The 20,475-nt window shown below is 50.5% G+C and carries 22 protein-coding genes; 13 read left to right on the forward strand and 9 right to left on the reverse strand.

The window, feature by feature from the left end; all coding sequences use genetic code 11:
• Positions 1-112 precede the first annotated feature (112 nt).
• Together ACYVI1_RS04560 and ACYVI1_RS04565 are read right to left on the reverse strand one after the other, a co-directional pair.
• The gene (locus tag ACYVI1_RS04560; RefSeq protein WP_460907169.1) at positions 113-769 is read right to left on the reverse strand and encodes a T9SS type A sorting domain-containing protein; all 657 of its coding nucleotides are present in this window, start codon (positions 767-769) and stop codon (positions 113-115) included.
• 95 nt (positions 770-864) lie between these two features.
• The gene (locus ACYVI1_RS04565) at positions 865-2,691 is read right to left on the reverse strand and encodes an OstA-like protein (protein WP_460907173.1); all 1,827 of its coding nucleotides are present in this window, start codon (positions 2,689-2,691) and stop codon (positions 865-867) included.
• A gap of 33 nt (positions 2,692-2,724) precedes the next feature.
• Between ACYVI1_RS04565 and tilS the strand changes: the two genes are divergently transcribed.
• The 6 genes from tilS (at position 2,725) to ACYVI1_RS04595 (ending at position 10,211) form a co-directional block, all read left to right on the forward strand.
• On the forward strand, positions 2,725-4,065 hold the full coding sequence (tilS, locus tag ACYVI1_RS04570) for a tRNA lysidine(34) synthetase TilS (protein WP_460907176.1): 1,341 nt from the start codon (positions 2,725-2,727) through the stop codon (positions 4,063-4,065).
• Positions 4,066-4,228: 163 nt separating this feature from the next.
• A complete protein-coding gene (locus ACYVI1_RS04575; protein WP_460907179.1) occupies positions 4,229-4,675 on the forward strand; it encodes a hypothetical protein in 447 nt (148 codons plus the stop codon).
• Positions 4,676-4,827: 152 nt separating this feature from the next.
• Entirely contained in the window at positions 4,828-6,384 is a 1,557-nt protein-coding gene (locus ACYVI1_RS04580; RefSeq protein WP_460907182.1) for a M4 family metallopeptidase, read from the forward strand.
• A 12-nt stretch (positions 6,385-6,396) separates the two neighbouring features.
• Positions 6,397-7,113, forward strand: coding sequence for a hypothetical protein (locus tag ACYVI1_RS04585; RefSeq protein ID WP_460907185.1), 717 nt, complete (start codon positions 6,397-6,399; stop codon positions 7,111-7,113).
• A gap of 326 nt (positions 7,114-7,439) precedes the next feature.
• Complete coding sequence (locus tag ACYVI1_RS04590; RefSeq protein WP_460907488.1) at positions 7,440-7,682, forward strand: T9SS type A sorting domain-containing protein; 243 nt, start codon at positions 7,440-7,442, stop codon at positions 7,680-7,682.
• 246 nt (positions 7,683-7,928) lie between these two features.
• Complete coding sequence (locus ACYVI1_RS04595; protein ID WP_460907187.1) at positions 7,929-10,211, forward strand: OmpA family protein; 2,283 nt, start codon at positions 7,929-7,931, stop codon at positions 10,209-10,211.
• Between the two features lie 67 nt (positions 10,212-10,278).
• Here ACYVI1_RS04595 and ACYVI1_RS04600 read toward each other — a convergent pair whose 3' ends face one another.
• Together ACYVI1_RS04600 and ACYVI1_RS04605 are read right to left on the reverse strand one after the other, a co-directional pair.
• Entirely contained in the window at positions 10,279-10,935 is a 657-nt protein-coding gene (locus tag ACYVI1_RS04600) for a DUF4142 domain-containing protein (protein ID WP_460907191.1), read from the reverse strand.
• 132 nt (positions 10,936-11,067) lie between these two features.
• Entirely contained in the window at positions 11,068-11,583 is a 516-nt protein-coding gene (locus ACYVI1_RS04605) for a DinB family protein (protein WP_460907193.1), read from the reverse strand.
• 134 nt (positions 11,584-11,717) lie between these two features.
• Here ACYVI1_RS04605 and ACYVI1_RS04610 point away from each other — a divergent pair, with 134 nt between their 5' ends.
• Both ACYVI1_RS04610 and ACYVI1_RS04615 read left to right on the forward strand, forming a co-directional pair.
• The gene (locus ACYVI1_RS04610) at positions 11,718-11,978 is read left to right on the forward strand and encodes a hypothetical protein (RefSeq protein WP_460907196.1); all 261 of its coding nucleotides are present in this window, start codon (positions 11,718-11,720) and stop codon (positions 11,976-11,978) included.
• Between the two features lie 141 nt (positions 11,979-12,119).
• Positions 12,120-12,485, forward strand: coding sequence for a hypothetical protein (locus tag ACYVI1_RS04615; RefSeq protein ID WP_460907199.1), 366 nt, complete (start codon positions 12,120-12,122; stop codon positions 12,483-12,485).
• A 100-nt stretch (positions 12,486-12,585) separates the two neighbouring features.
• Here the strand turns inward: ACYVI1_RS04615 and ACYVI1_RS04620 are convergent, their stop codons facing one another.
• The 4 genes from ACYVI1_RS04620 to ACYVI1_RS04635 all read right to left on the reverse strand — a co-directional run bounded on the left by ACYVI1_RS04620 (position 12,586) and on the right by ACYVI1_RS04635 (position 16,739).
• A complete protein-coding gene (locus ACYVI1_RS04620) occupies positions 12,586-13,374 on the reverse strand; it encodes a glucose 1-dehydrogenase (protein WP_460907202.1) in 789 nt (262 codons plus the stop codon).
• Between the two features lie 91 nt (positions 13,375-13,465).
• Entirely contained in the window at positions 13,466-14,662 is a 1,197-nt protein-coding gene (locus ACYVI1_RS04625) for a hypothetical protein (protein ID WP_460907205.1), read from the reverse strand.
• An 85-nt stretch (positions 14,663-14,747) separates the two neighbouring features.
• Positions 14,748-15,587, reverse strand: a complete 840-nt coding sequence (locus ACYVI1_RS04630) for a type 1 glutamine amidotransferase (protein WP_460907208.1) — start codon at positions 15,585-15,587, stop codon at positions 14,748-14,750.
• 51 nt (positions 15,588-15,638) lie between these two features.
• Entirely contained in the window at positions 15,639-16,739 is a 1,101-nt protein-coding gene (locus ACYVI1_RS04635; protein WP_460907210.1) for a carboxylate-amine ligase, read from the reverse strand.
• 156 nt (positions 16,740-16,895) lie between these two features.
• On the opposite strand from ACYVI1_RS04635, the gene ACYVI1_RS04640 reads away from it, so the two are divergent.
• The 5 genes from ACYVI1_RS04640 to ACYVI1_RS04660 all read left to right on the forward strand — a co-directional run bounded on the left by ACYVI1_RS04640 (position 16,896) and on the right by ACYVI1_RS04660 (position 18,760).
• The gene (locus tag ACYVI1_RS04640; RefSeq protein WP_460907213.1) at positions 16,896-17,090 is read left to right on the forward strand and encodes a hypothetical protein; all 195 of its coding nucleotides are present in this window, start codon (positions 16,896-16,898) and stop codon (positions 17,088-17,090) included.
• Between the two features lie 107 nt (positions 17,091-17,197).
• The gene (locus tag ACYVI1_RS04645; RefSeq protein WP_460907216.1) at positions 17,198-17,749 is read left to right on the forward strand and encodes an RNA polymerase sigma factor; all 552 of its coding nucleotides are present in this window, start codon (positions 17,198-17,200) and stop codon (positions 17,747-17,749) included.
• Between the two features lie 2 nt (positions 17,750-17,751).
• The gene (locus tag ACYVI1_RS04650) at positions 17,752-18,081 is read left to right on the forward strand and encodes a hypothetical protein (RefSeq protein WP_460907219.1); all 330 of its coding nucleotides are present in this window, start codon (positions 17,752-17,754) and stop codon (positions 18,079-18,081) included.
• Positions 18,082-18,220: 139 nt separating this feature from the next.
• Complete coding sequence (locus tag ACYVI1_RS04655) at positions 18,221-18,535, forward strand: hypothetical protein (RefSeq protein ID WP_460907221.1); 315 nt, start codon at positions 18,221-18,223, stop codon at positions 18,533-18,535.
• A 12-nt stretch (positions 18,536-18,547) separates the two neighbouring features.
• The gene (locus tag ACYVI1_RS04660; protein ID WP_460907224.1) at positions 18,548-18,760 is read left to right on the forward strand and encodes a hypothetical protein; all 213 of its coding nucleotides are present in this window, start codon (positions 18,548-18,550) and stop codon (positions 18,758-18,760) included.
• A 57-nt stretch (positions 18,761-18,817) separates the two neighbouring features.
• On the opposite strand, the gene ACYVI1_RS04665 is transcribed toward ACYVI1_RS04660, so the two are convergent.
• Positions 18,818-20,458 (reverse strand): hypothetical protein, encoded by a 1,641-nt coding sequence (locus ACYVI1_RS04665; RefSeq protein WP_460907227.1) that lies wholly within the window; start codon positions 20,456-20,458, stop codon positions 18,818-18,820.
• Between the last annotated feature and the right edge of the window lie 17 nt (positions 20,459-20,475).

Below are 20,475 nucleotides of genomic sequence, written 5' to 3' on the forward strand. Positions count from 1 at the left end.
ATACAAAAAAAATACAGGCTATACCGTTTTAACGACGGCGCAGCCTGTCATAGTGCCAGAAATGACGAACAATTCGTATTGTTTAGACTATTTTAACAACTAAAGCAGGCATCTATTGGTGGCGAACAAGCAACCGTTTGGTGGCTACTTTCTTACCATCAACGGAGAGTTGATATAAATAATAGCCGGTGGCTAAATCGCTCGTGACGATGCGTAGTTTTCGCTCATTTCGTTCGAGTTCGTGCGTAGCGACTGAAGCTCCCAGCACATTCAGCAAGGTTAGCTTTGCTTCACCAGCCTGTCCACTAAACTGATAATCAAGCTCGGCAACATGGTCGGCGGGGTTCGGGTAGGCGTTGGAAACCCACAACTTCTCACCGCTATAAAGCCGGCTGTCTTCCTTGATTTCCTGAGCAGGAGACGGACGAGTATCGGCAACAAGGGGGGCAGCCGTTTCAACCGACGCCGTTCGGGCCGCTGCTTTGCTCCCCGAACGAGGCAGAAGTAACGACCGATAATGTTCGTTGATAGCCGCGTTTTTGTTCAGCGTAATGGGGCGGTCAAGCCCGGTTAAGGCCGGATTGGGCGCAAGCGAGAACCGCTGAGACGACAGCGTTACCTTGCCTGTTTTAGCCGGTGATGACGTTCGGCCCAGTTCGAGCCGGCTACCCTTTCCGGCATCCGACTCCCGCAGGGCGACTTGCGCCTGGAGAGGGATTGTTGCCGTTAGCAAGCCCGTCAATACACCAATAAGTATAAGTTGTTTCATGAAAATTCGCTTCGGGTACACACATATTCACGACAAACATAATCTTCTTAAAAGACAAAGTCAACGGCTTATTGTCTAAAAAATTGTTAAACCGGCTAATTAGTACCTCTTTGAACCAATTTTTGAGCTAATGGTTTAATTGGACCCTTGATTTTTGCCGGTTTTTTCATCATTGGCTGCTCTTTTGGGGGCGTTTCGAGCCACAACACCTGACCTTTCGTAGGTTTTTCGGATTCGCGCCACCGAAATCCGTCAAGTTGTTGATTTTCACTTGTAAACTCTTTAGGCGGAATGAGCTGGGCATCCGGGCGACCATAAAATCGAATTTGTCCAACTTTATTATTGACAAATTCCAGGTTCATCCGGCTGCATTCAACGTGGTTCATACCAATCAGTTTATTCATCTCATCAACGGCGTAATAAATACTCTGACCATTGCCTTCCACAATGACCCGGTCGAGAACAGTTTGTTCCTGAGTCGCGGTTGGCGGGCTGCCTTTTTTATCCACTACGCGCTGAGAAGGGAATTTCGTTGCACCTGCCGAAACAGAGCGTGCCGCAGACGATAAAACGCCAGGTTGCTGGCTGCTTCGGGCGTTCGGTGAAGTGGATGAACCCGCATCGGGTACAATTTTTGTGGCGAAATAAGCCGTAATCGTTCGCCCTTTTATCTGGTTGAAATTCTTTAATGTATCGAGCGAAATCACGAACGATTTCGCTTTTAAATACAGCAAATGAATTCGATTATTTTTGAGCACTGCCCGCATCGAATCGGCTTCCATCTGGTATTTATTCTGGCTCCAGACAATCGGTTTTTTATAAAAATAAATGGTTGAATCGGCCGTGTCGTAAATGAGTGAATCGCACTTACTTTGCAGGTCGGATTTATAAACGAAAACGTTTTTTTGCCCCAGTAATCGACGGGCCTTTGTTACTTTATTATCGAATGAAAATAGCGTATCAGCCCGCAGGTAAAGTGTATCCTGCGTTGTTTCGTTGGCTAAGCTTTTGGCAACGGCATGGCCCGTCACCCGCGAAATACCCGCCTTGCCATTATAGCGAACATGGTCGCCGGTAATAACGGCCTTACGGTCTTTGGCAACCATAATCACATTGCCTCTGGCGATACCCAACTCGGTAACGTTGTCATAATATAATGAATCGCCTGTGAGCCGGTATTTAGGTGTTTCGACCGTCGCCCGTCGCTGAAAGTTAGATATACCGGTTGTCGTATTGTATTGACCCTCAATGGCTGTCAGAACGCCCTCTTTATTGGTAATGCGCGTTGGTCCCTGAAACGTAGCAATCCGGGTAAAGGAATTATACAGCAGCGCATCTGCTGTGAGCGTACCTTTGGTATTTACTAACCGTACATTTCGGTAAAACGTAAACAATTTGGAACGGGTATCGTAATAGCCTTCGTCGCTGGTTAGCACGTTATCTTTATCGACAATGCGGCCCGGTGTTGGATAATGGGCAATCCCCGATAGCATATCGTAATCGAGCTGGGATGTTGTCAGGGTCATTTTACGGTCACGCATGGTCACATGGCCGCGCATGTTTGCCTGACGGGTGTTGCCGTAATAATACATCGTGTCGCCCCGCACCGTAATCGTGTCGCCCTGAATAAGCCGGACGTTTCCGTAGGCTTCGATGACGTTGGTCGTTACGTTCTGCACCGCAAGGTCGCAGTACATCAGAACGCCTTTATGCCGTAAGCGGACGTTATTGTATAATTTTCGGGCGATTTGACCGGGAATGTTCAGCACCACCAAACTGTCGGCGCCGGGGGGCAATAGCTCAACCCGGTCGGTTGCGGGCGGCACCGTTGGGCGGCCCCCCTGCGCCAGCCCATCGACGGACACGAACAGCAAACTGAGCCAAACCAAAACGACCGAAAAGCGGGCAAACAGGCGAATCATGGGTGTAAAACTACGGCTTCGGGCCGAGACCGTATGATAGAACGGAACTTTTTAGGATATATTAACGACAATAAGCTGTTCAATTCGACCGATTGCGTGCTGCTGGCCGTCAGTGGTGGAGTAGATTCGGTGGTGATGGCGGAGCTATTTCACCGCACTCAGCAACCTTTCGCAATTGCTCATGTCAACTTCAGTATGCGCGGAGCCGAATCTGATAACGACGCGCTGTTCGTTAAAAACAAGGCCGAGCAGTATGGAGTTCCGTTTCATCTGACGCGCTTTGCTACAGCCGCCGTTGCTGCCGAACGGGGTATCTCTATCCAGATGGCCGCCCGCGAACTCCGCTACGACTGGTTTGCTCAAGTACTTCAGGAACATGCCTATGCGTGTGTGGCAACGGCACACCACCAGAACGACGTACTCGAAACAATCGTATTGAACCTGACGCGCGGCACCGGCCTGGCCGGTTTGCACGGCATTGCCCCCCGGCAGAATGCTATCGTCCGCCCGCTTCTGTTTGCCAATCGAGATCAGTTGCTGGCGTATGCCGAAGCGCAATCCTTAGCGTATCGGGAGGATAGCTCGAATGCGGATGACAAATACGCCCGTAATCGGATTCGGCATCACGTTGTGCCCGTATTGACTGACCTTAATCCGGGTCTTTGGCAAACGATGCCGCGCACGGTCGAGCGGTTGCGGGCCGCCGAAACGCTGATGCAGTCCGAACTCGACCGTTCCTGGCGGGAAACGATGGAGCAGCAGAATGAAAAAAAGCTGTTGCCCATCGCTAAACTACTGGCTTTGTCTGAGTTGAGTTTCCGGCTGGCGGAGTGGCTACGGCCATTTGGCTTTACGACCGATCAGGCACGGTTGATGGCCGAATCGCTGGCGCAACCCGTTGGGCAGCAATTTCTATCGGCCACGCACCGGATTACACACGAACGGAACGGCCTGCTACTCGAATCCTTGCCAACACAAATCGACTACGAAATCACATTGACCGATTGGCCCACTACGCCGGTAGCGGTTACCGATCGGTTTGAGCTTACCATTGAACTATTCGATAAACCCACCGACTTTACCCCGCCCACCGACCCAAATATGGCGTGTTTAGATGCTGACCGGCTGGCGTTTCCGCTCACCATCCGACCGTGGCGGCAGGGCGACCGTTTCCGACCCTTAGGCCTGAACGGACACAAATTAGTAAGCGATGTGTTAAATGATCTTAAGCTAAGCCGTTCGGAGCGGGAGCAGACCGCCGTGTTGCTTTCGGGCGACGAAATTGTCTGGATCATTGGCCTCCGAATTGGCCACTCTTTTCGAGTGACAGGCGAAACAAGGCACATTGCCCAATTCCGTTTTGTAACCGATTGATTAATAATAGATGTGTTAATTGTTTTGCATAAGTTTACTTTACCGCCATGCTTTGTGTACATATAGTTGAATAATTATACAAAAAAATAATTTGGTTATATATTGACTTTATAGAACCGATTACCTACTCTTGTCACTAAACACACCTAAATAAACGCTTAATATGAAAACCACAAAACTACGTAGCCTGGCCGTAGTAGTCGTGCTTTGGCTGGCTCTGGGCGCGGGCTGTAGCAAAGAACCACCCCTGCCCGACTGTAAGAATGGAAGCTGTTGCTCGCCCGGCACTCAGGCTATGTTCTTTAAACGCATCAATGGCGCACTCGCTGACTATGGGGGTTTATCCTTCGGATTCAAAGACCCTGTCAATGTAGTGAATGGCATTGTGGTTGATGGCATACCCATCTGTGATGTGCAATGGGACATGATTGATGCTATGCGTCTAAAGAGCAATGTCACTATTGCAAATGGCAAGATTCGCCTGATTGACTCCACCAATCGGTATCGCTACCGTGTCTGGGGTATTGTTTACGAACACCCTGAAATTATCAATTGGCTGCCGGTTCCCGACTACCGGATTCGAGTCGAGAAAGTCGAAGAAGCACCTTAGTTCGTTCGTTCACCATTCACCTATTTACGACTATGAAAACCACTACACGAACACTCTTTTGTCTCTGTTTATTTTGCATAATCATATGTGGGAAAAACAAATCTCTTGCCCAGAAATTCCAACCTAAATACTTACGGGAGAATGATAAAGCGTTGTTGGCTCTCACCAGCCGCGCCACTGATGACGGCTGGCTGGAGTTTCGCGCCGATGCAGAGATGGTCGAAGCAGCTTCGTTTTCGACCCGCTTTGCCAAAGCCTTAGGGATTGAGGAAGGCTATCAACTCCGATTAGTCCGGGACAGAACCGACGTGAAAGAAACCCGGCACCAGCATTATCAGCTTTACTGGAAAGACGCCTTAGTCGAAGAGGGTCATCTGGACCTGCACTCGCGCAAAGGTCGATTAATAGCGGCTCATTCCCGAATTATTGAGAATTTAGACATCGCTACCGACAAGCCTATTGTCGAACGCCACGCTTTAGAGACTGCACTGGCCGACCGTAAATTGACCCTCGACGGCTTAGACGATAGCCAGAAACAGCCCAAAGGTGTATTGGTGCTGACCCGCGTGGACGGCGACTATGTGAAGGAAAGTTATCGCCTTGCGTACTCGTTCGACTTATATAGCAGGAACATGCAGGAGGCCAACCGGGTGTATATCGATGCTGTTTCGGGCCGGGTACTCAAGCGCCATTCACTGATAAGTAACTGTTTCGAGTCTCATCATGGTAACTATGCCAAACACGTAGCCTTGTCATCGGCTCATAAACAGCCTATTGAGTCGTTCAGGTCGATTGCACCGATGCAGGCCGCCACCTTTAATTCGCTCCATCCGCGCAGTAATCCGACCCCCTCGTTCGAAGTAGAGCCGTTTGGTGGAGGGTACCGGCTTACCATGAGTACCAACGTAGCGCAGGCCCTGCGAACCCGCCGGGATCTGAACAATAACGGTATTATAGACGATGCCGATTTAACCAATCCGACTACATCATGGGGCAATAACGAACAGCACGCTACGCTGGCGCATTGGGTTGGCTGGCGGAGTTATCAGTATTTTTTGAATCGGTTTGGCATGAATGGCACCGATGGGCAGGGTACCATTGCACAGATATTTATTGATCCTAACTTTAATGGTGGGGCTATCTGGACTTATGCTACAAGGACAATGAGGATTGGACCGGCAAATGGTAACATTCTGTCAACCGTCGATATTGTAGGTCATGAATACGGGCATGGGGTATCCTATCACTTAGTTGGCGGCTGGACGGTTGGAACTGGGGAAACGGGTTCGCTAAACGAGGGTTTCTCGGATATTATTGGCACAGCTATGGAGCGGGAACTCTATCCCACTGGCTCGCAGGGCAATATCTGGAACTGGCAACTGGGCGAAAATGCGCTATATGTCCGGGATATGGAACACCCGCATAATGTTGTTGATAATCTTAATTTCGGCCAGCCGGAAATTTATCAGGAACCAGGCTATTGGGATTTTAACAATCTGAGTACCCACCACAACAATGGTGTGCTTAACAAGTGGTTCCATACGCTCTACACGGGCAAAGGGCCAAACGGAAACATCACGCCCATTGGTTTCGACGATGCCATGAGCGTCGTTTACTGGGGACTTGAGAATTACATTTACGGCGATTACAACTATCCCAATACGGCTCAGGCGCTCCGAATCGCGGCTGGCGCCCTTTATGGCGAATGATCACCTCAACAGGTGGCCGTCAGAGAAGCCTGGGCAGCCGTAGGTATTCAGATGGGAACCTGCTCACCCGATTGTAATTATCAGCCAATCAATATTGCTCCCACCAGTGCTAACTGTAGCCAGGGTATAATCCTGAGTGCTAACTGCGCGGGCGTCAATGGTAATTCAAACTACTGGACTTGTCAGAACGTCACGTATTCGTTTGCTGGCCCCAATGTGCCGTTTAATTCAGGGTCAAATTCGAGCATCAGCATAACGGCTCCATCCAGTTCAGGCAATTATCAATATTCCCTAACGATGTCGAAACCAAGTTCGGGGTGCTATGTCCGAACAACCAATTTCAACATTAATGTAAACTGTTCATCGCCCTCCAATTGCGATTTCAGCAGTGGGCCGCGCTATGTGGGCACGTGGAATGGTCTGACGGTGCAGATTCGGTCTATTTCGGGTAAGAACGTATTGGTCACGGCCATTACCGGCTCGTCAACCGACAAGTATTACCCGCGTGGCGACAATTTCTGGGGCAATTTCAACCTTGATCCCAATGCGGCCGGTCTGCAAAGTTGTTTGAACGCGGGCAATACAGCCTGGTATGGCCTTGCCCTGCCTGGCGGCCTGACGCCCCATCGGGTTATTATCAGGGCAACGAATCCGATGGCGCGGTTTTCTTCGCCCAAAATGGCTCCAACCCAACCAATCCCTGCGATTTCAGCAGTCCGCGTCAGGTAGGAACCTGGAATGGTCTGACGGTGCAGATTCGGCAGTTTCCCAATGGCAAGCGGGCCTTAGTGACCCACGTTCCCGGCTCTTCCAACGACAAGTATTACCCACGGGGCGATAACTTTTGGGATAATTTCACGAAAAATTCCGGGGCTGACCAATACCGGCCCTGCCTGAACGCGGGCGATACGGGCTGGTGGGGGTTAGCCTTTCCGGGTGGCATCAACCCGCCGGGAGGCTATCAGCAGGGGACATCGTCGGATGGGACCGTTTTCTTTTCCACCAATGGCCTGCGGAAAGCCGCCCCGGAGCCAACACTGGAAGAAGTCACTTTGGTGACGGTACGCCCCAACCCGGTACAGGATGAAGTTACTGTAACGGTCTCGCTCAATGAAGCGGGTCCTGTTCAGATTCGGTTGCCGGACTTGCAGGGGCGCGCCCACCAACAGCAGCTATTCAGGGGCATAGCCGGTAAAAACGAACGAGTACTAAAGGTGGCATCCTTAACTGCGGGCGTTTACGCGATGGAAGTGACGTTTGAGAGTCAGCGGGTTATTCATAAATTAGTAAAAGAGTAATACATAGTTACCTGCGTCAAAAAAGCTCGTCAGCTATTGATGAGCTTTTTTAATTTATAGACGTACCCAATCTACCTGGAGTTGAAAAAGTTAACGTTTATTGAAACGGGTAAAATTGTATTTTAAGGGTAACGAAACAGAAAAATCGTAGCTTTACGGAGCGACTTACGAACCATACCCAAAAGTTGGCATTCTATTTGATAAGGTTTCGGCAAGCCCAAAGTTTTCTTTAACTCATTAATATCCATGAACCGAATTGTACGTGTCCTCCTACTGGTAGGACTGGCCTTCTGGAGTCTGACTGTTCAGGCACAAAGCGCGCGGCTACGAGCGGCTAATAAGCAGTTTGATAACCTCAGCTACGTCAGCGCGGTGCGGGCGTATGAGGAGTTTCTGCGGGCCGATAAAAAGAAAGACCCTGCCGAAACCCGCGACGCGCTCATCAAGCTTGGCTATAGCTACCGTAAGTTGCAGGATACCCGCAATGCCGAGCGGGTTTACGGCGAATTAGTAAAGTCTTATACCGACCTGGACAGTGAAGTTTATCTATACTACGCCCAGTCGCTGGCCGCCAACGGGAAGTACCGGGAGTCGCAGAAAATGTACAGCCAATATGGTGAAAAACAGGGGCAGGACCTGCGCGGACGCCGTTTTACGGTTTCCTACATGGACATGAACCGCTTTTATCAGGATTCATCGTCGTATCGCTTATATAGCCTGCCGATTAACTCCCGGCAGGCCGATTTCAGCCCGATGTATTATAAAGGCGGGATTGTTTTCGTCTCGGCCCGCGACGAATCAGGTGTGGTGAAGCGGGTATTTAACTGGAACCAAACGCCTTTTTTAGACCTTTATTTTCACCCCGATACCAACCAGTTGCGGGTTCCCGGTACCTTGCCGGGGCGTTCACTTAATTCGGCGATACTTGGTAGCGGCAGCGAAGCATCGGGGGCAACACAGGAGGTTGCCGGTGAAACGCAAAAGTTAACAAAAGCCGAAATATTTAGCCGCACCCTCAATACAAAATACCACGAAGGGCCAATGACCTTCACCAAAGATCAGAACTATATTGTTTTCACCCGGAACAATTCGAGTAAGGGAAAAGCGGGTAAAAGCTCAGATGGTACAAAAAAATTGAAATTGTATTCTTCCGTGAATAAGAACGGAAAATGGGTCGATATTCAGGAGTTGCCCTTCAACAGCAATGAATATTCGGTTGGTCATCCCGCTTTCTCGACGGATAACACGAAAATGTACTTTGTATCGGATATGCCGGGTGGTTTTGGCGGGACTGACGTCTACGTGGTTGAGTTTAACAATGGCCAGTGGGGAACGCCCGTTAATATGGGTAAGGAAATTAATACTGAAGGCAATGAGATGTTCCCGTTTGTAGCCGAAGGTGATTATCTGTATTTTTCATCAGACGGGCACGAAGGACTGGGCGGTTTGGATGTGTTTGTGGCTGAGTTAAAAGACGGTATTGCCTACAAAGGTGTTCAGAATGCGGGTGCTCCAATTAACTCCGAAAAAGATGATTTCGGTTTTATTACGGATAAAAGCCGCACGACGGGCTATGTTAGCAGTAACCGCAAAAAAGGCATCAGCGACGATGATATTTATTCCTTCCGCCGGAACTGCAAGCAACTTAATATTCTGGTCTATGATGCCAAAACGGGTACGCCACTCGAAAATGCCGATGTGCGGATTTTGCGAAACGGCATCAATCAGGACCTTCGGGTGACGAGTGTTGACGGGCGCACTGATCTGTGTGTGGACTCTAACACCGAATATGAATTTAAAGCCATCAAAGAAGGCTTTGCCATGAACAGCGTCAGGTTTTCAACCCTCACGCAATCGCCAAAACCGGTCCTGAATGTATCTATTTACCTCGAACGGGCCGAGAATACGGTGGTGAAAGGGGTTGTAAAAACCGAGGTCAACCAACAACCGGCAACGGGCGTGAAGGTGACGCTGCGGAATGAGAAAGATAAATCGGAGCAGACCGTGACAACCGGCCCCGATGGCGGCTACGAGTTCGACATGAAGCCGAACTCGCCCTACACCATCACGGCTCAGAAAGATCGCTATGCCACCAAGAAAGCCCAATACAGCAAAACCAAAAAGAAGTCGGCAGTTGTTACGGACTCGCTTGGGTTATACGGAGTTGGGGATGTGTTCCAGTTGAAAAATATTTATTACGACCTGAATAAATTTTTTATCCGCGCCGATGCGGCTCGTGAACTCGATCATGTACTGTCTATTCTGAAGGAATACCCACAGATGCAGATTGAACTCAGATCCCATACCGACGCCCGGGCGACCGATATCTACAACATCCGGCTGTCGGAGAATCGTGCCCGCGCGGCTATGGACTATCTTGTTTCGCGGGGTGTTCCGGCAAACCGCCTGGTCGCGCGTGGCTACGGCGAAAGCGAAATTCTGAACGGCTGTATCGACGGGGTAAATTGTAACGAAAACGAACACCAGCAAAACCGGCGAACCGAGTTTAAGATTGTATCGGTTCAGTAATTAAACCCATTCTACAACGAAAAAACGGACCATGTTCTGTGGTCCGTTTTTTCGTTGTAGAATGGGTTTACTTCATTCCTGTGCTGCCATTCCCATCCATTTTATTCATAATCTCGCGCGATACTTTCAGGTGCGCTTTTACCAGTGGGTGAGCCGCCTTTTCCAGAGCTTTCAGGTTGTTATCCGAGGCATTTGACTTTACCTTGCCCATAACCATGTCAAGTTTCTCATGGCCTTTCACGCCACTTTCGGTAACGTACATCCGGTCGAAAGCCATGCCCGACATACCCTCCATCTTCGTTACCATCGCCTGCGTTTCGGCGTCGGGAGCGCTGGGTAATACGACCCCTTTTGCGTCAGCAATCTCTTTGAGTTTCGCCGACAGGCCGGTTTGTTCCTCTACTTCGGCCTGCGCCAGTTGACGCACCTCGTCATTGCTGGCTTTCTGCACAGCAATCTTACTGACTTCCAACTGCATCATGCCGCCGTTGGCGACTTCCATCATCAGTGCCTGATCAACGCTCGACAATTTAGCGCTGGTGGGGCGAATGGCCGCCACTGTTGCTGCCCCTTTTTTGTTCATGCGGTCAAACTCCGCCTTGCTTTCCCGGCCAACCATTGTTGTGGTACCGGCAGTCATTGAACCGCTGTTTTGCTGAGCAACCGAAGTGCCTGCTACGACCAGGGCTACAAGCAACCCTAACGTCATTGATTTTGTTTTCATAACGATTTGTGTTGTTCTTTTTAATGATTACTACCCCGTAACGGCCTGGGTAATCCAACTGTTTGGCTACTGCCCCAAAAATCAATAGAGTATGAGTGTATGGCCAAAGTGACCAGAGGCCTGTGAGTAAGGTTAACCGATTACCACCCGTGCCGTAACCGATAATTGCCCCACATGACGCATGGTGTGTTCGGCTGCGTGCGTCAGCAAACCAATCACGGTTGAGGGTAATTGTGCCCGTCCAACCACGCGAACTTCGGTCAGGGTGCTCTCATCCGTAGTGCGAAGTTGGACGAGGGCCTGCTCAACCTGCTCATCAAACCGGCGAACCAACACCTGAACAGACAACGTAGCCATGTCAGGTTTCCCTTCTGAAGTTAAAGCCGCCAACTGCTCGGGCGAAAGAGTTTCCTGGCGGGCATAGGTAAAAAGCCGGTCCAGCACACCCGAAAGGTGTTGCAAATGAAACCCCACTGAGGCTATACCTGCCGGACGTTCCCAAAGCAGGGATTCTGGAAAATCGCGCATAAGGGCGTGTACTTCTTCGCGGGCCTGCATCAGGGCGTGAGCGATTGGCTGCAACAGGGGCGGCATGTCGGGGAGGGGACCTCGCAGCCAGACTTCACGGGTTTCGGGCGGGGTTTGCATAGCGAATGGAGTGAATATATGGGCTATTCTAAAAAAATATATCCTTTTTTTTTCTTACAGTGACTTACCTTTTTGCCTCTCGTCCTATTTACCGAAACATGTATAAATAGGTTCACCATTTCACCACTTGCTTTATGAAACCCAGATTCACGCTTTGGCTTAGCGTTTTCGCCTTGTTTGTCACACTCGCTTCCTGCGAAGACCATCGCATTACCGCACCCTCGGGCCAGCGATTTCGGATAAAAAAATACGAAGTACAACAATTACGAGATTATACAGGCATCGTTTTCAACTACGGTGGTGACGGTCGGTTAGCCAGTTATTTAACCCGTAAATCAACCCTTAATGATAACGGACACCTCATTTCCCTAAACTATAATGGACAGGGGCGATGAGTAAGCGCAGAGGGTGAATCAATAGGCCAGTTCCCGATACGGTATGGCTACGACTATGACAGTAATGGAAATATTATTTCAGTCAAACGGTACAACGATAGAAATAAGTCGGGTAACTATCTATTAACGGCTGACTATACATTGGAATATAGCACAAGTAGATCGCCTGATAGACTTACTCAAATATTAGACCTTGATTTCGGATTTGCAGCCACCACACTATTTCAATACACCTATAGCAATGGCAATGTTGTTAAATTAGAGCGACGTGACGGTAGCTTCATCAATGTGGAAAATCTTACGTACAGCGCGAAGCCTAATCCTTTTTACGGCTTACTATATGGTGTGCCAGAGGATAAAATGTACAGCAAAAATCTATTGATTAACAGTCGGTTTTTTGATACATATGATTCAAATGGCTTGCTAATCAATCGAGTCGATCCAATCGGTGGTCCGGCAGCACCCCAGAATAATAAGATTGAGAGGTTTGAATATGAAGCCTACTAAGTAGTAACTTCTACAATCATTGACTAAAATCGGGTCTGGAAGAGTAAGCCATCGCTTACATTTCCAGACCCGATTATTAATAAAAGAAAACGCTACCTGCTCAAATTACCGTTCCGCCGTCGGCGTAGAACAAACTGCCGGTGCTGTAGGACGAGGCATTGGAAGCCAGAAACAGGGCCAATGGACTGATTTCGTCGGCGGTGCCCATGCGGGCAATTGGAATCCGTTGGGTGAAGTGGTCCAGCATTTTATCGTCCTGCCAGAGAGCCTGGCTAAACTTGGTTTTAATCAGGCCGGGGCAAATGGCGTTCACGCGAATACCATCGGGACCCCATTCTTTCGCCAGCACTTTGGTGAGCATATTCAGCGAGGCTTTACTGACGCTGTAAATACCCAAACCGGGGTCGGGCGTGTGCCCGGCAATGCTGCTGACCATAATGATGCTGCCACCGCCCCGCGCTTTCATGCTGGGGTAGCACAGCTTGCTTAACTCAAACGGGGCTTTCACATTGGCCTGCATAATTTTATCGAAGGCGGCACCGTCGCAGTCGAGGGAAGGACCAAAAACGGGGTTCGAGGCTGCGTTATTAACCAGAATATCAATGCCGCCGTAAACGGCAATGGTTTTGTCCACTAACAGCCGAAGCTGATCCATGTCGCCCACGTGCGCGGCAAAGCCCGTGGCATCGCCACCCTGCGCCCGGATGTCGTTGGCCAGTGCGTCGCAGGCGTCCTGTTTGCGGCTGCTCACAACGACTTTAGCGCCAAAACGGGCAAACACGCGGGCCATGTCTTCGCCAATGCCCTTGCTGGCGCCGGTAATAACGGCCACCTTACCCGTGAGGTCGAACATTGCTTTCTCGGTAGTCGAAATAGGTTGGGTTAGCATATAGATAAAAGGTTAATTGTTTCAGGTTTAAAGTTCCATGGTTCATCCGGTAACCTGAACCATGGAACTTTAAACCTGAAACAATTAATAATCACTTCTCGAAAAAGCAGACGGAACCGCCCACCCAATCTTTGTTTTTGTTGAAATTGACCCCAATCATCTCGCCCCGGCTTAGCCGACCGAGATTAGTGAGCAGCGTAGGCTTCGGGTCGTCTTTGGGCCAGATAAACAGCATCCGAATTTCGCACTTAACCAACCCATCGGGCGATTGAATAACCGGCTCATAGGTGACCTTTCGCTGAATTAAATACCCGTCGCGCTGGTCGGCGGGAATCGCGTCGAGGTCGGCAGGGGTGATGTTCAGTTTAACGCCACTGCCCGCAAAGGAGAACAGGGGTTTCAGGACGTAATTTTCCAGGTCGGCCGGATATTCGTGGAGGTCAGACAGGTAATAACTGGCCGGAACATACGGGCTTTTCAGCAACGGCAGCGTGTATTTGCTGATGCGGAAAAACCAGTTCGGATGGCCAACCCACTCTACGTCGACATCGTCCGTCAGATGAAAGTCGGTTTCGAGGTCGGCATAGTGTTGTAGTTCGTCGAAAATCAGCCGGTTATAAATTCGTTTGATGCGAATCTGCCGACCATCTTTCTCGTAGAACAACGCCCGGCCCTCTTTGCGGATTTTAGTCAGACAAACAGCCGCAACGCCGAGGGCTTTTTCTGTTAGCACGAAGTCGATGCGTGTTTTTTGCTTTTCGGGATAAATTTCCAGCAAAATCACTTCTTCGGGCTGGCAATCGCCCACGATCATCTGGCGCAACCGGTCCAGATAGTCAGCGTTCGTAGCAACCGTAAACAGATGCGAGAGCGTATCAGGAACCGGGTAGGTTGCCCGGAATAAGTCGGCAACGTAGGGTTGGAATGCGTACAGCGATGGAAACCCCTGAAATTCAATTAATTGAGGAGTTAACTCACCTTTTGAGTCGGCACATACGGCAAAATCGACCGCCAGAAATTGCGTGTGCCCGTCTTCGTTCGGAACGCGTTGCCCCGCCGGAATCGCCTTCTCGGTCAATGCCTTAAAATCAGGGCGGGTAATTACGCCAACAATATCATCGCAGGCCTGCAAAATCCTGTTGGTCAGTAGTTTCGGAACAAAAATGGGCGTTTCGGCCACGCGAAAATCTAACAGACCGGGCAGGTCGGCGTCTATTTTATCCAAAAAAGCCCGGTAGCGTTCCGGGCTAAAGGCTTGGTTGTAGGTTTGACGAACGGGTTGGATCATGGGTTTCTTAGGACAGGATGAACAGGATTGACAGGCTTAATCCTATCCCAAAAGTCCTGTCAATCCTGTTTATCCTATCTAAAAATTAATTCTGTTCAATAACCTGTTCAGTGAGGGTTAACGACTGAATGGCCTGGCGCAAAAAGCCCGGCAAAATGATTGACTCGGTCAGCGCAATCTTGTCGGGGTCCTGCAAATAAGCGACCATGTCGTCGTACTTCTCCTTTCCGAAATTTGAAATGATATGATTCCGCTTTTCGTCTTTCAGGAAATACCGCAACATGCCTTCGTTGTCGGCTTCGGGGTGAAACTGGGTGCCCATAACTTCGGGTGAGAACCGAATCGCCATAACCGCCCGGTCGAGGGGCACGTGCGGACGGATTTTCTCCAGACATAAAATAGACGCCCCCATCTCGTTCAGGCGGTCCATGTTCGGCTCGGTAATCTGATAATCCCGCGAATCTACAGCGTAGAAGGGATCGGGTAAGCCGACTAACAAAGACTCTACATCGCCCTCATCCGTTTTATGTATTGGCAAAATACCAAACGAAGTTGATTTGCGACGGCTTAAATAACCCAAATCAAGGTGGCGAACGACCAACTGAAACGAGTGGCAAATCAGGAACACGAATTTCTTGCGCTCGTTGTGGCGATTCCAGTCGAAAATCTGGTCGATCAGATCAAAATAACTGACTTCCCAGTCATCCGTTGAGGCCAGGGGACTCCCCGGCCCCCCCGATGAAATGTACACATCGTAATCGTCTAAATCCGGAAGCTCATTGTTCGACCGAACATCGAACACATCAAACGCCAGTTCAGCGGGTTCATTACCCTGCACGTTCCGAATTAAGTGGATAATGCAACGCATGCCCTCATTGGCGTGGTTGTTATTCATGTCCAGAACGGCAATTTTTACTAAGCTCATAGATACAGTTTGTTACGGCAAAATAAGGACTGGCAGCCGTTCGGAAAGTAACTACCTGATGCCCAAAGAAGTTTCCTCAACAATGTAGTTGACAACCTGCTTCAGGTCGCCCGTTTGTTGAAAGACAGCCAGTTGCCGGTCGGCGCCGGTGCCCATCTCCAGGATTGTCCGCACATATTCGCATTCCTGCCGGCTACCGAGCTCATCCACTACATCGTCGATAAACGTCAGCAGTTCGTTGAGCAGATGGTGCGTCGGTACCTCCTCCTGCTTGCCAAAGTCAATCAGTTTGCCTTCGATGCCATAGCGGGCCGCCCGCCATTTGTTTTCATTGATGAGGATGCGCCGGTAAGGGCGGAAATTCAGATTCTGTTTATGCAGTTTATAAATCTTGGCGACCAGCGCCTGCATAATGGCCGCTAAGCAAATCGTTTCATCAATTCGCATGGGCACGTCGCAGATGCGGAACTCGATGGTGTCGAAGAATGGATGCAGCCGGATGTCCCACCATATTTTCTTACCGTTGTCGATGCAGCCGGTTTTCACCAGCAGATTGATGTACTCATCATATTCAGCCGCCGACGAGAAGAAATCCGGGATGCCCGTGCGGGGAAATTTATCGAACACCTTCGAGCGGTACGACTTGAAACCCGTGTTGCGGCCACGCCAAAACGGCGAGTTGGTCGACAGCGCGTAAATGTGGGGTAGAAAGTACCGTACTGCGTTCATAATCTGAACGCCTTCGTTTCGGCTTTCGATGCCTACGTGAACGTGCAGGCCAAAAATCAGGTTTGAACGCGCCACGTCGCGTAGTTCTTCGATGAGCCGGTCGTAGCGTTCGTTGGGGGTAATAAGCTGCTCCTGCCAATCGGAAAAAGGGTGCGTTCCGGCAGCCGCAATCTTGAGGTTCTGCCGCTCGGCCAGTTCAACAATCATCTTGCGGAGGTAGGTTACCTCGGCCCGCGCTTCCTGAATGTTGTTGCAGATATTGGTGCCGACTTCAACAACGGCCTGGTGCATTTCGGCCTTTACGCGCTCCTGAAGCACGATTTGGCCACCGTCGACGATTTTGGACATGTGCGAACGTAACTCGCCCGTGTTGGGGTCAATTGTTTGAAACTCTTCTTCGATTCCGAGGGTGAAGACCGGCATAGGCGTTATAGGTTAGAAAAAGCGATTTCGCAGTAAAGTAAGAAACGAACGGGTAATATAACAGTTTTCGGGGTGGTGCGCTACGGGCAGCACGGGCAACGCACTTTTTTTGTTAACCAACTACAAATAGATTTGGCTAACTAAACACCTCAGACGATGGGACAGAAATCCGGCCACCAAACACCCACTGAGTTCAGCAACGAGCGGGCGGTTGCCTGGGCACGCCAGATGATGGCCCGCAAACGCGCCGAGCAGAAAAGAATGGTGGAGGTTGGTATGCGTACTACCGGGGTATTGACTTCATTAAAATTAACCGCAACATCATTGCCTCCTCTGGAGATATTTATCTGACAGCGCTCATCATTCGACACGATAATCCGAACAAAGTCAGGATATTTGACGCCTTCGATCGGCTGATATCGGGGCAGAATGACGAAAAATCCTGATAGGTGCTGCACATGGCTGAACCACCCAAACGAACCATTATTGAGACCGTCAGGCAGTACGGGAGCCGACTGTCGCGGTTTATTCGCGGGCAGGTGAAATCCGACGAAGATGCCGAAGATATTTTACAGGACGTTTGGTATCAGCTCAGCAAAGTGGTTGACCTTGAAGGTATTGAGAGCATGAGCGGCTGGCTTTTTCAGGTGGCCCGAAACCGGATTACGGATACCTACCGCAAGAAAAAAGAAGGTGCGTTATCCGATTTGATGCTTGAGAATGAGGAGGACGGGTTCAGCTTCCGCGAAATCCTGCTCGCCGATGCCGAAACCCCCGAAGACCAGTTCTTTAAAGATATTTTTTGGGAGGAACTGATGAAAGCCCTGGATGAGCTACCCGAAAATCAGCGTACCGTATTTGTTCAGAATGAATTGGAAGACAGTACCTTGCAGGAGATTGCCGACCAAACCGGCGAAAACCTGAAAACAATTATCTCCCGAAAACGCTACGCCGTGCAACACCTGCGGAAACGCCTGAAAACCTTATACGACGAACTCGATAACCTTTGAAAATGATGAAAAATTACCCTGGCCGAAGACGCTTTTTTATTGCGCCCTTCATTCTGCTGGCCTTACTGGCCTTTTCATTTGCGGTGTATTGGCTGTGGAACAATGTGCTGGTGGCAGTCGTCGCCGTGAAGCCCGTCACCTATTGGCAGGCGATGGGTTTGTTAGCCTTGTCCAGAATCCTGCTGGGTGGTTTCAAAGTTGGCCCGCCCGGTGGTGGTCATTCCTATGGTGGGGGAGGCCCACCCTGGCGCGAAAAATGGCGGCAGATGAGCGACGAAGAACGGGCAACGTTCAAAAACAAGTGGCGGCATCGCGGCAATGAAGGCGAGTAAGGTAGTGTCATCTTATCAGCAACAGCTTCATTTAGTACAAACTCGTTGGCTTATCCCGGCGAGTTTTTTTGTGAGCTTTAAAGTAATTTTCCGACTGGTCCGTCATCCTGTTTAAACAACACGCAAAACACGACAAATAATGAACAACACATTAGTAAAATCGATTCTGGCTGGTCTGCTGCTGGGCGTGGCCTTGTTTATCCTGCCGTTCTTTCTGCTGCGGGTGGCCCTCTTTTTTCTCATCATTGGCGCTCTGTTCCGGCTCTTCGGCGGTGGGCGTTTCCGGCGGGGCTGGGGGCCGGGCCGGGGGTATGGCTATACACCTGCCTTTGCCGACCGGATTCGCCAGATGAGCGACGACGAATACAACCAGTTTAAACAACGGTATCACGGGCATTGCAGTCCCGGTGAGTCTCCGAAACCAACCCAAGAGACAACCCCAACGAACGCCTAAACAGAACAACACATGAGAAGACGCTTAAATCCCTGGGCTGTAGCCATCACGGCAGCCCTCACCTTCGGCAGCCTGATGGCTTTCGTGGGTCCCCGGTCGTTTGGTAATCACCATTGGGGCCGGCATGGTTATTATGACCAGCATTATCGGTATAATCACGGCGGTTGCGATGGGTACCGTGGCGACCGGGATAAGGCAAAAACCGATTCGGTTTCAGTCCAATAAATGGTAACCCAATTCGTGGTGGCAAAAGGCAATTCAGCAATGCGTTGCCTTTTGTGTTTAGGGCAGTTTAGGTTCGACCCAAAGGGCAGTAAAGCAGCCAATAAGTAACACCAGCCAGGCCCAGTCTGGCAGTTGGGCCGTTGCCGTCCGACGGGACTGATTACGGGCCGACGGATACCGCGAGTGGACTTGCATGAATCGGCTTACCATCGCCCGATTGGCAACAGGGTCGTTCGGCCTTAAGGCGTTGACATACAGGGCCAGCGAATCCTGCACGATTTGCCAGCCCGGCTGTCTAAACAACGAATTGGCCAGGGCCGAACGCTCATTTATAGACGAATAGGTCAGTGGAACCGTATCCGGCCCAATTTGTAGCGTGCGCTGTCGGCCCGAAGCGTTATTGATAGACACTGACTGCCGAATGCGGGTGTATACGGGCGCATCTACCTGAACGATAGTTTTATTGGAGCGAGCGAACCGAGCCAGCACAGCCATCCAAACCCGGTTGTAGCCCAGGCTGTCGCCACTTAGCGACAGGGGAAAGGTTTCGCTCAACAGGCTAACCCCCACCTGCCCGGTCGTTTGCTGAACCGCCACCGGATAGCCCGAAACGGCAAACTGATTCAGCCGTTCGACGAAGCGATAGGGAAGCGCGTTTAACCCATTTTTTATAGGGATAAGCGGCTCGCCCGCTATTTTTCGCACCTGCCACCCGCTTCCCAACGCCTGATTGATGGCCCGGCAGTCAGTTTCTGGATTGGTCAGGTTCAGGAACAAGACCGCTTTGCCACCCGCCACCGCTTTCCGAACGGCTGAACTGGCGGCATTGACCGGCTCCGTAATAATAAGGTCTGGCATGGGTTGACCCGCCGATTTATTCACCTGATTAATGCTGATGTTACTGCTGATATTTTTAGACAGCGCAGCCGAAATGTTGACCCGGTGGCCCTGTTTTCCAAGCCAGTCAGCCAGCGTTTTGCTCTCAAAGTCAGGACTATTGAGTAGAAACTGCACCGTTAGCGATTCGGTTGGCCGGACGAAAAAGCGAAGTGTGTCCAGCGTGGATTCGCCCAACACCAATTCTGTTTGGCTGCGGTCTCGTGAAAAGGTTGGGAATTGGAGCGTAAAGGTGTTAGGGCCTTCACTCAGGGCTACACTGTCGACTGTCTGACTGCCAAACCGAAGCCGCAGTAGTTGCGCTTTCGAGGAGTGAATCCCGCCCACCACAAGCTGCATCTCCCCTTGCCGGACAATGCCTTTCCAGCGAAGGGCCTGCACCTGATCGGGCGGGTTGTAGGGCACCCATTGCACGTTCGCGCTGCTAAGTTGAGTAAGCGTTTCAGTTGGGAAGGATTGCCCCACCAGCGTTACCGAGTCGTAGTCTGCCTTGAAATCCCGGCTGGACAAACGTACCTGAATGGGAAGGCTATCGTTAAGTTTCCGAACAAACGCCGAGGGAACATCTTCGCCGATGAGCAGGGCATGGGTTGCCGGTCGGGTTATGGGCCAGCTAATGTGCAGGAAATAGCCTGTCACCACCAGCCAGAGCAGAAAATTCAGTCCCGCCCGAACCCACTTTCGGCCAGCAGACAGTGACCGGTTGCGGGTAATGAGCCAAACCTGAACAAGCGAAAGGCTTAGCAGCGCCAGCCCGGTAAGCCCGGTAATTGGGTCTGTCCAGTTAAGGGTTGTTTGCATGTTTAACCCGGCGAGGT

This window comes from Spirosoma areae (assembly GCF_054781775.1).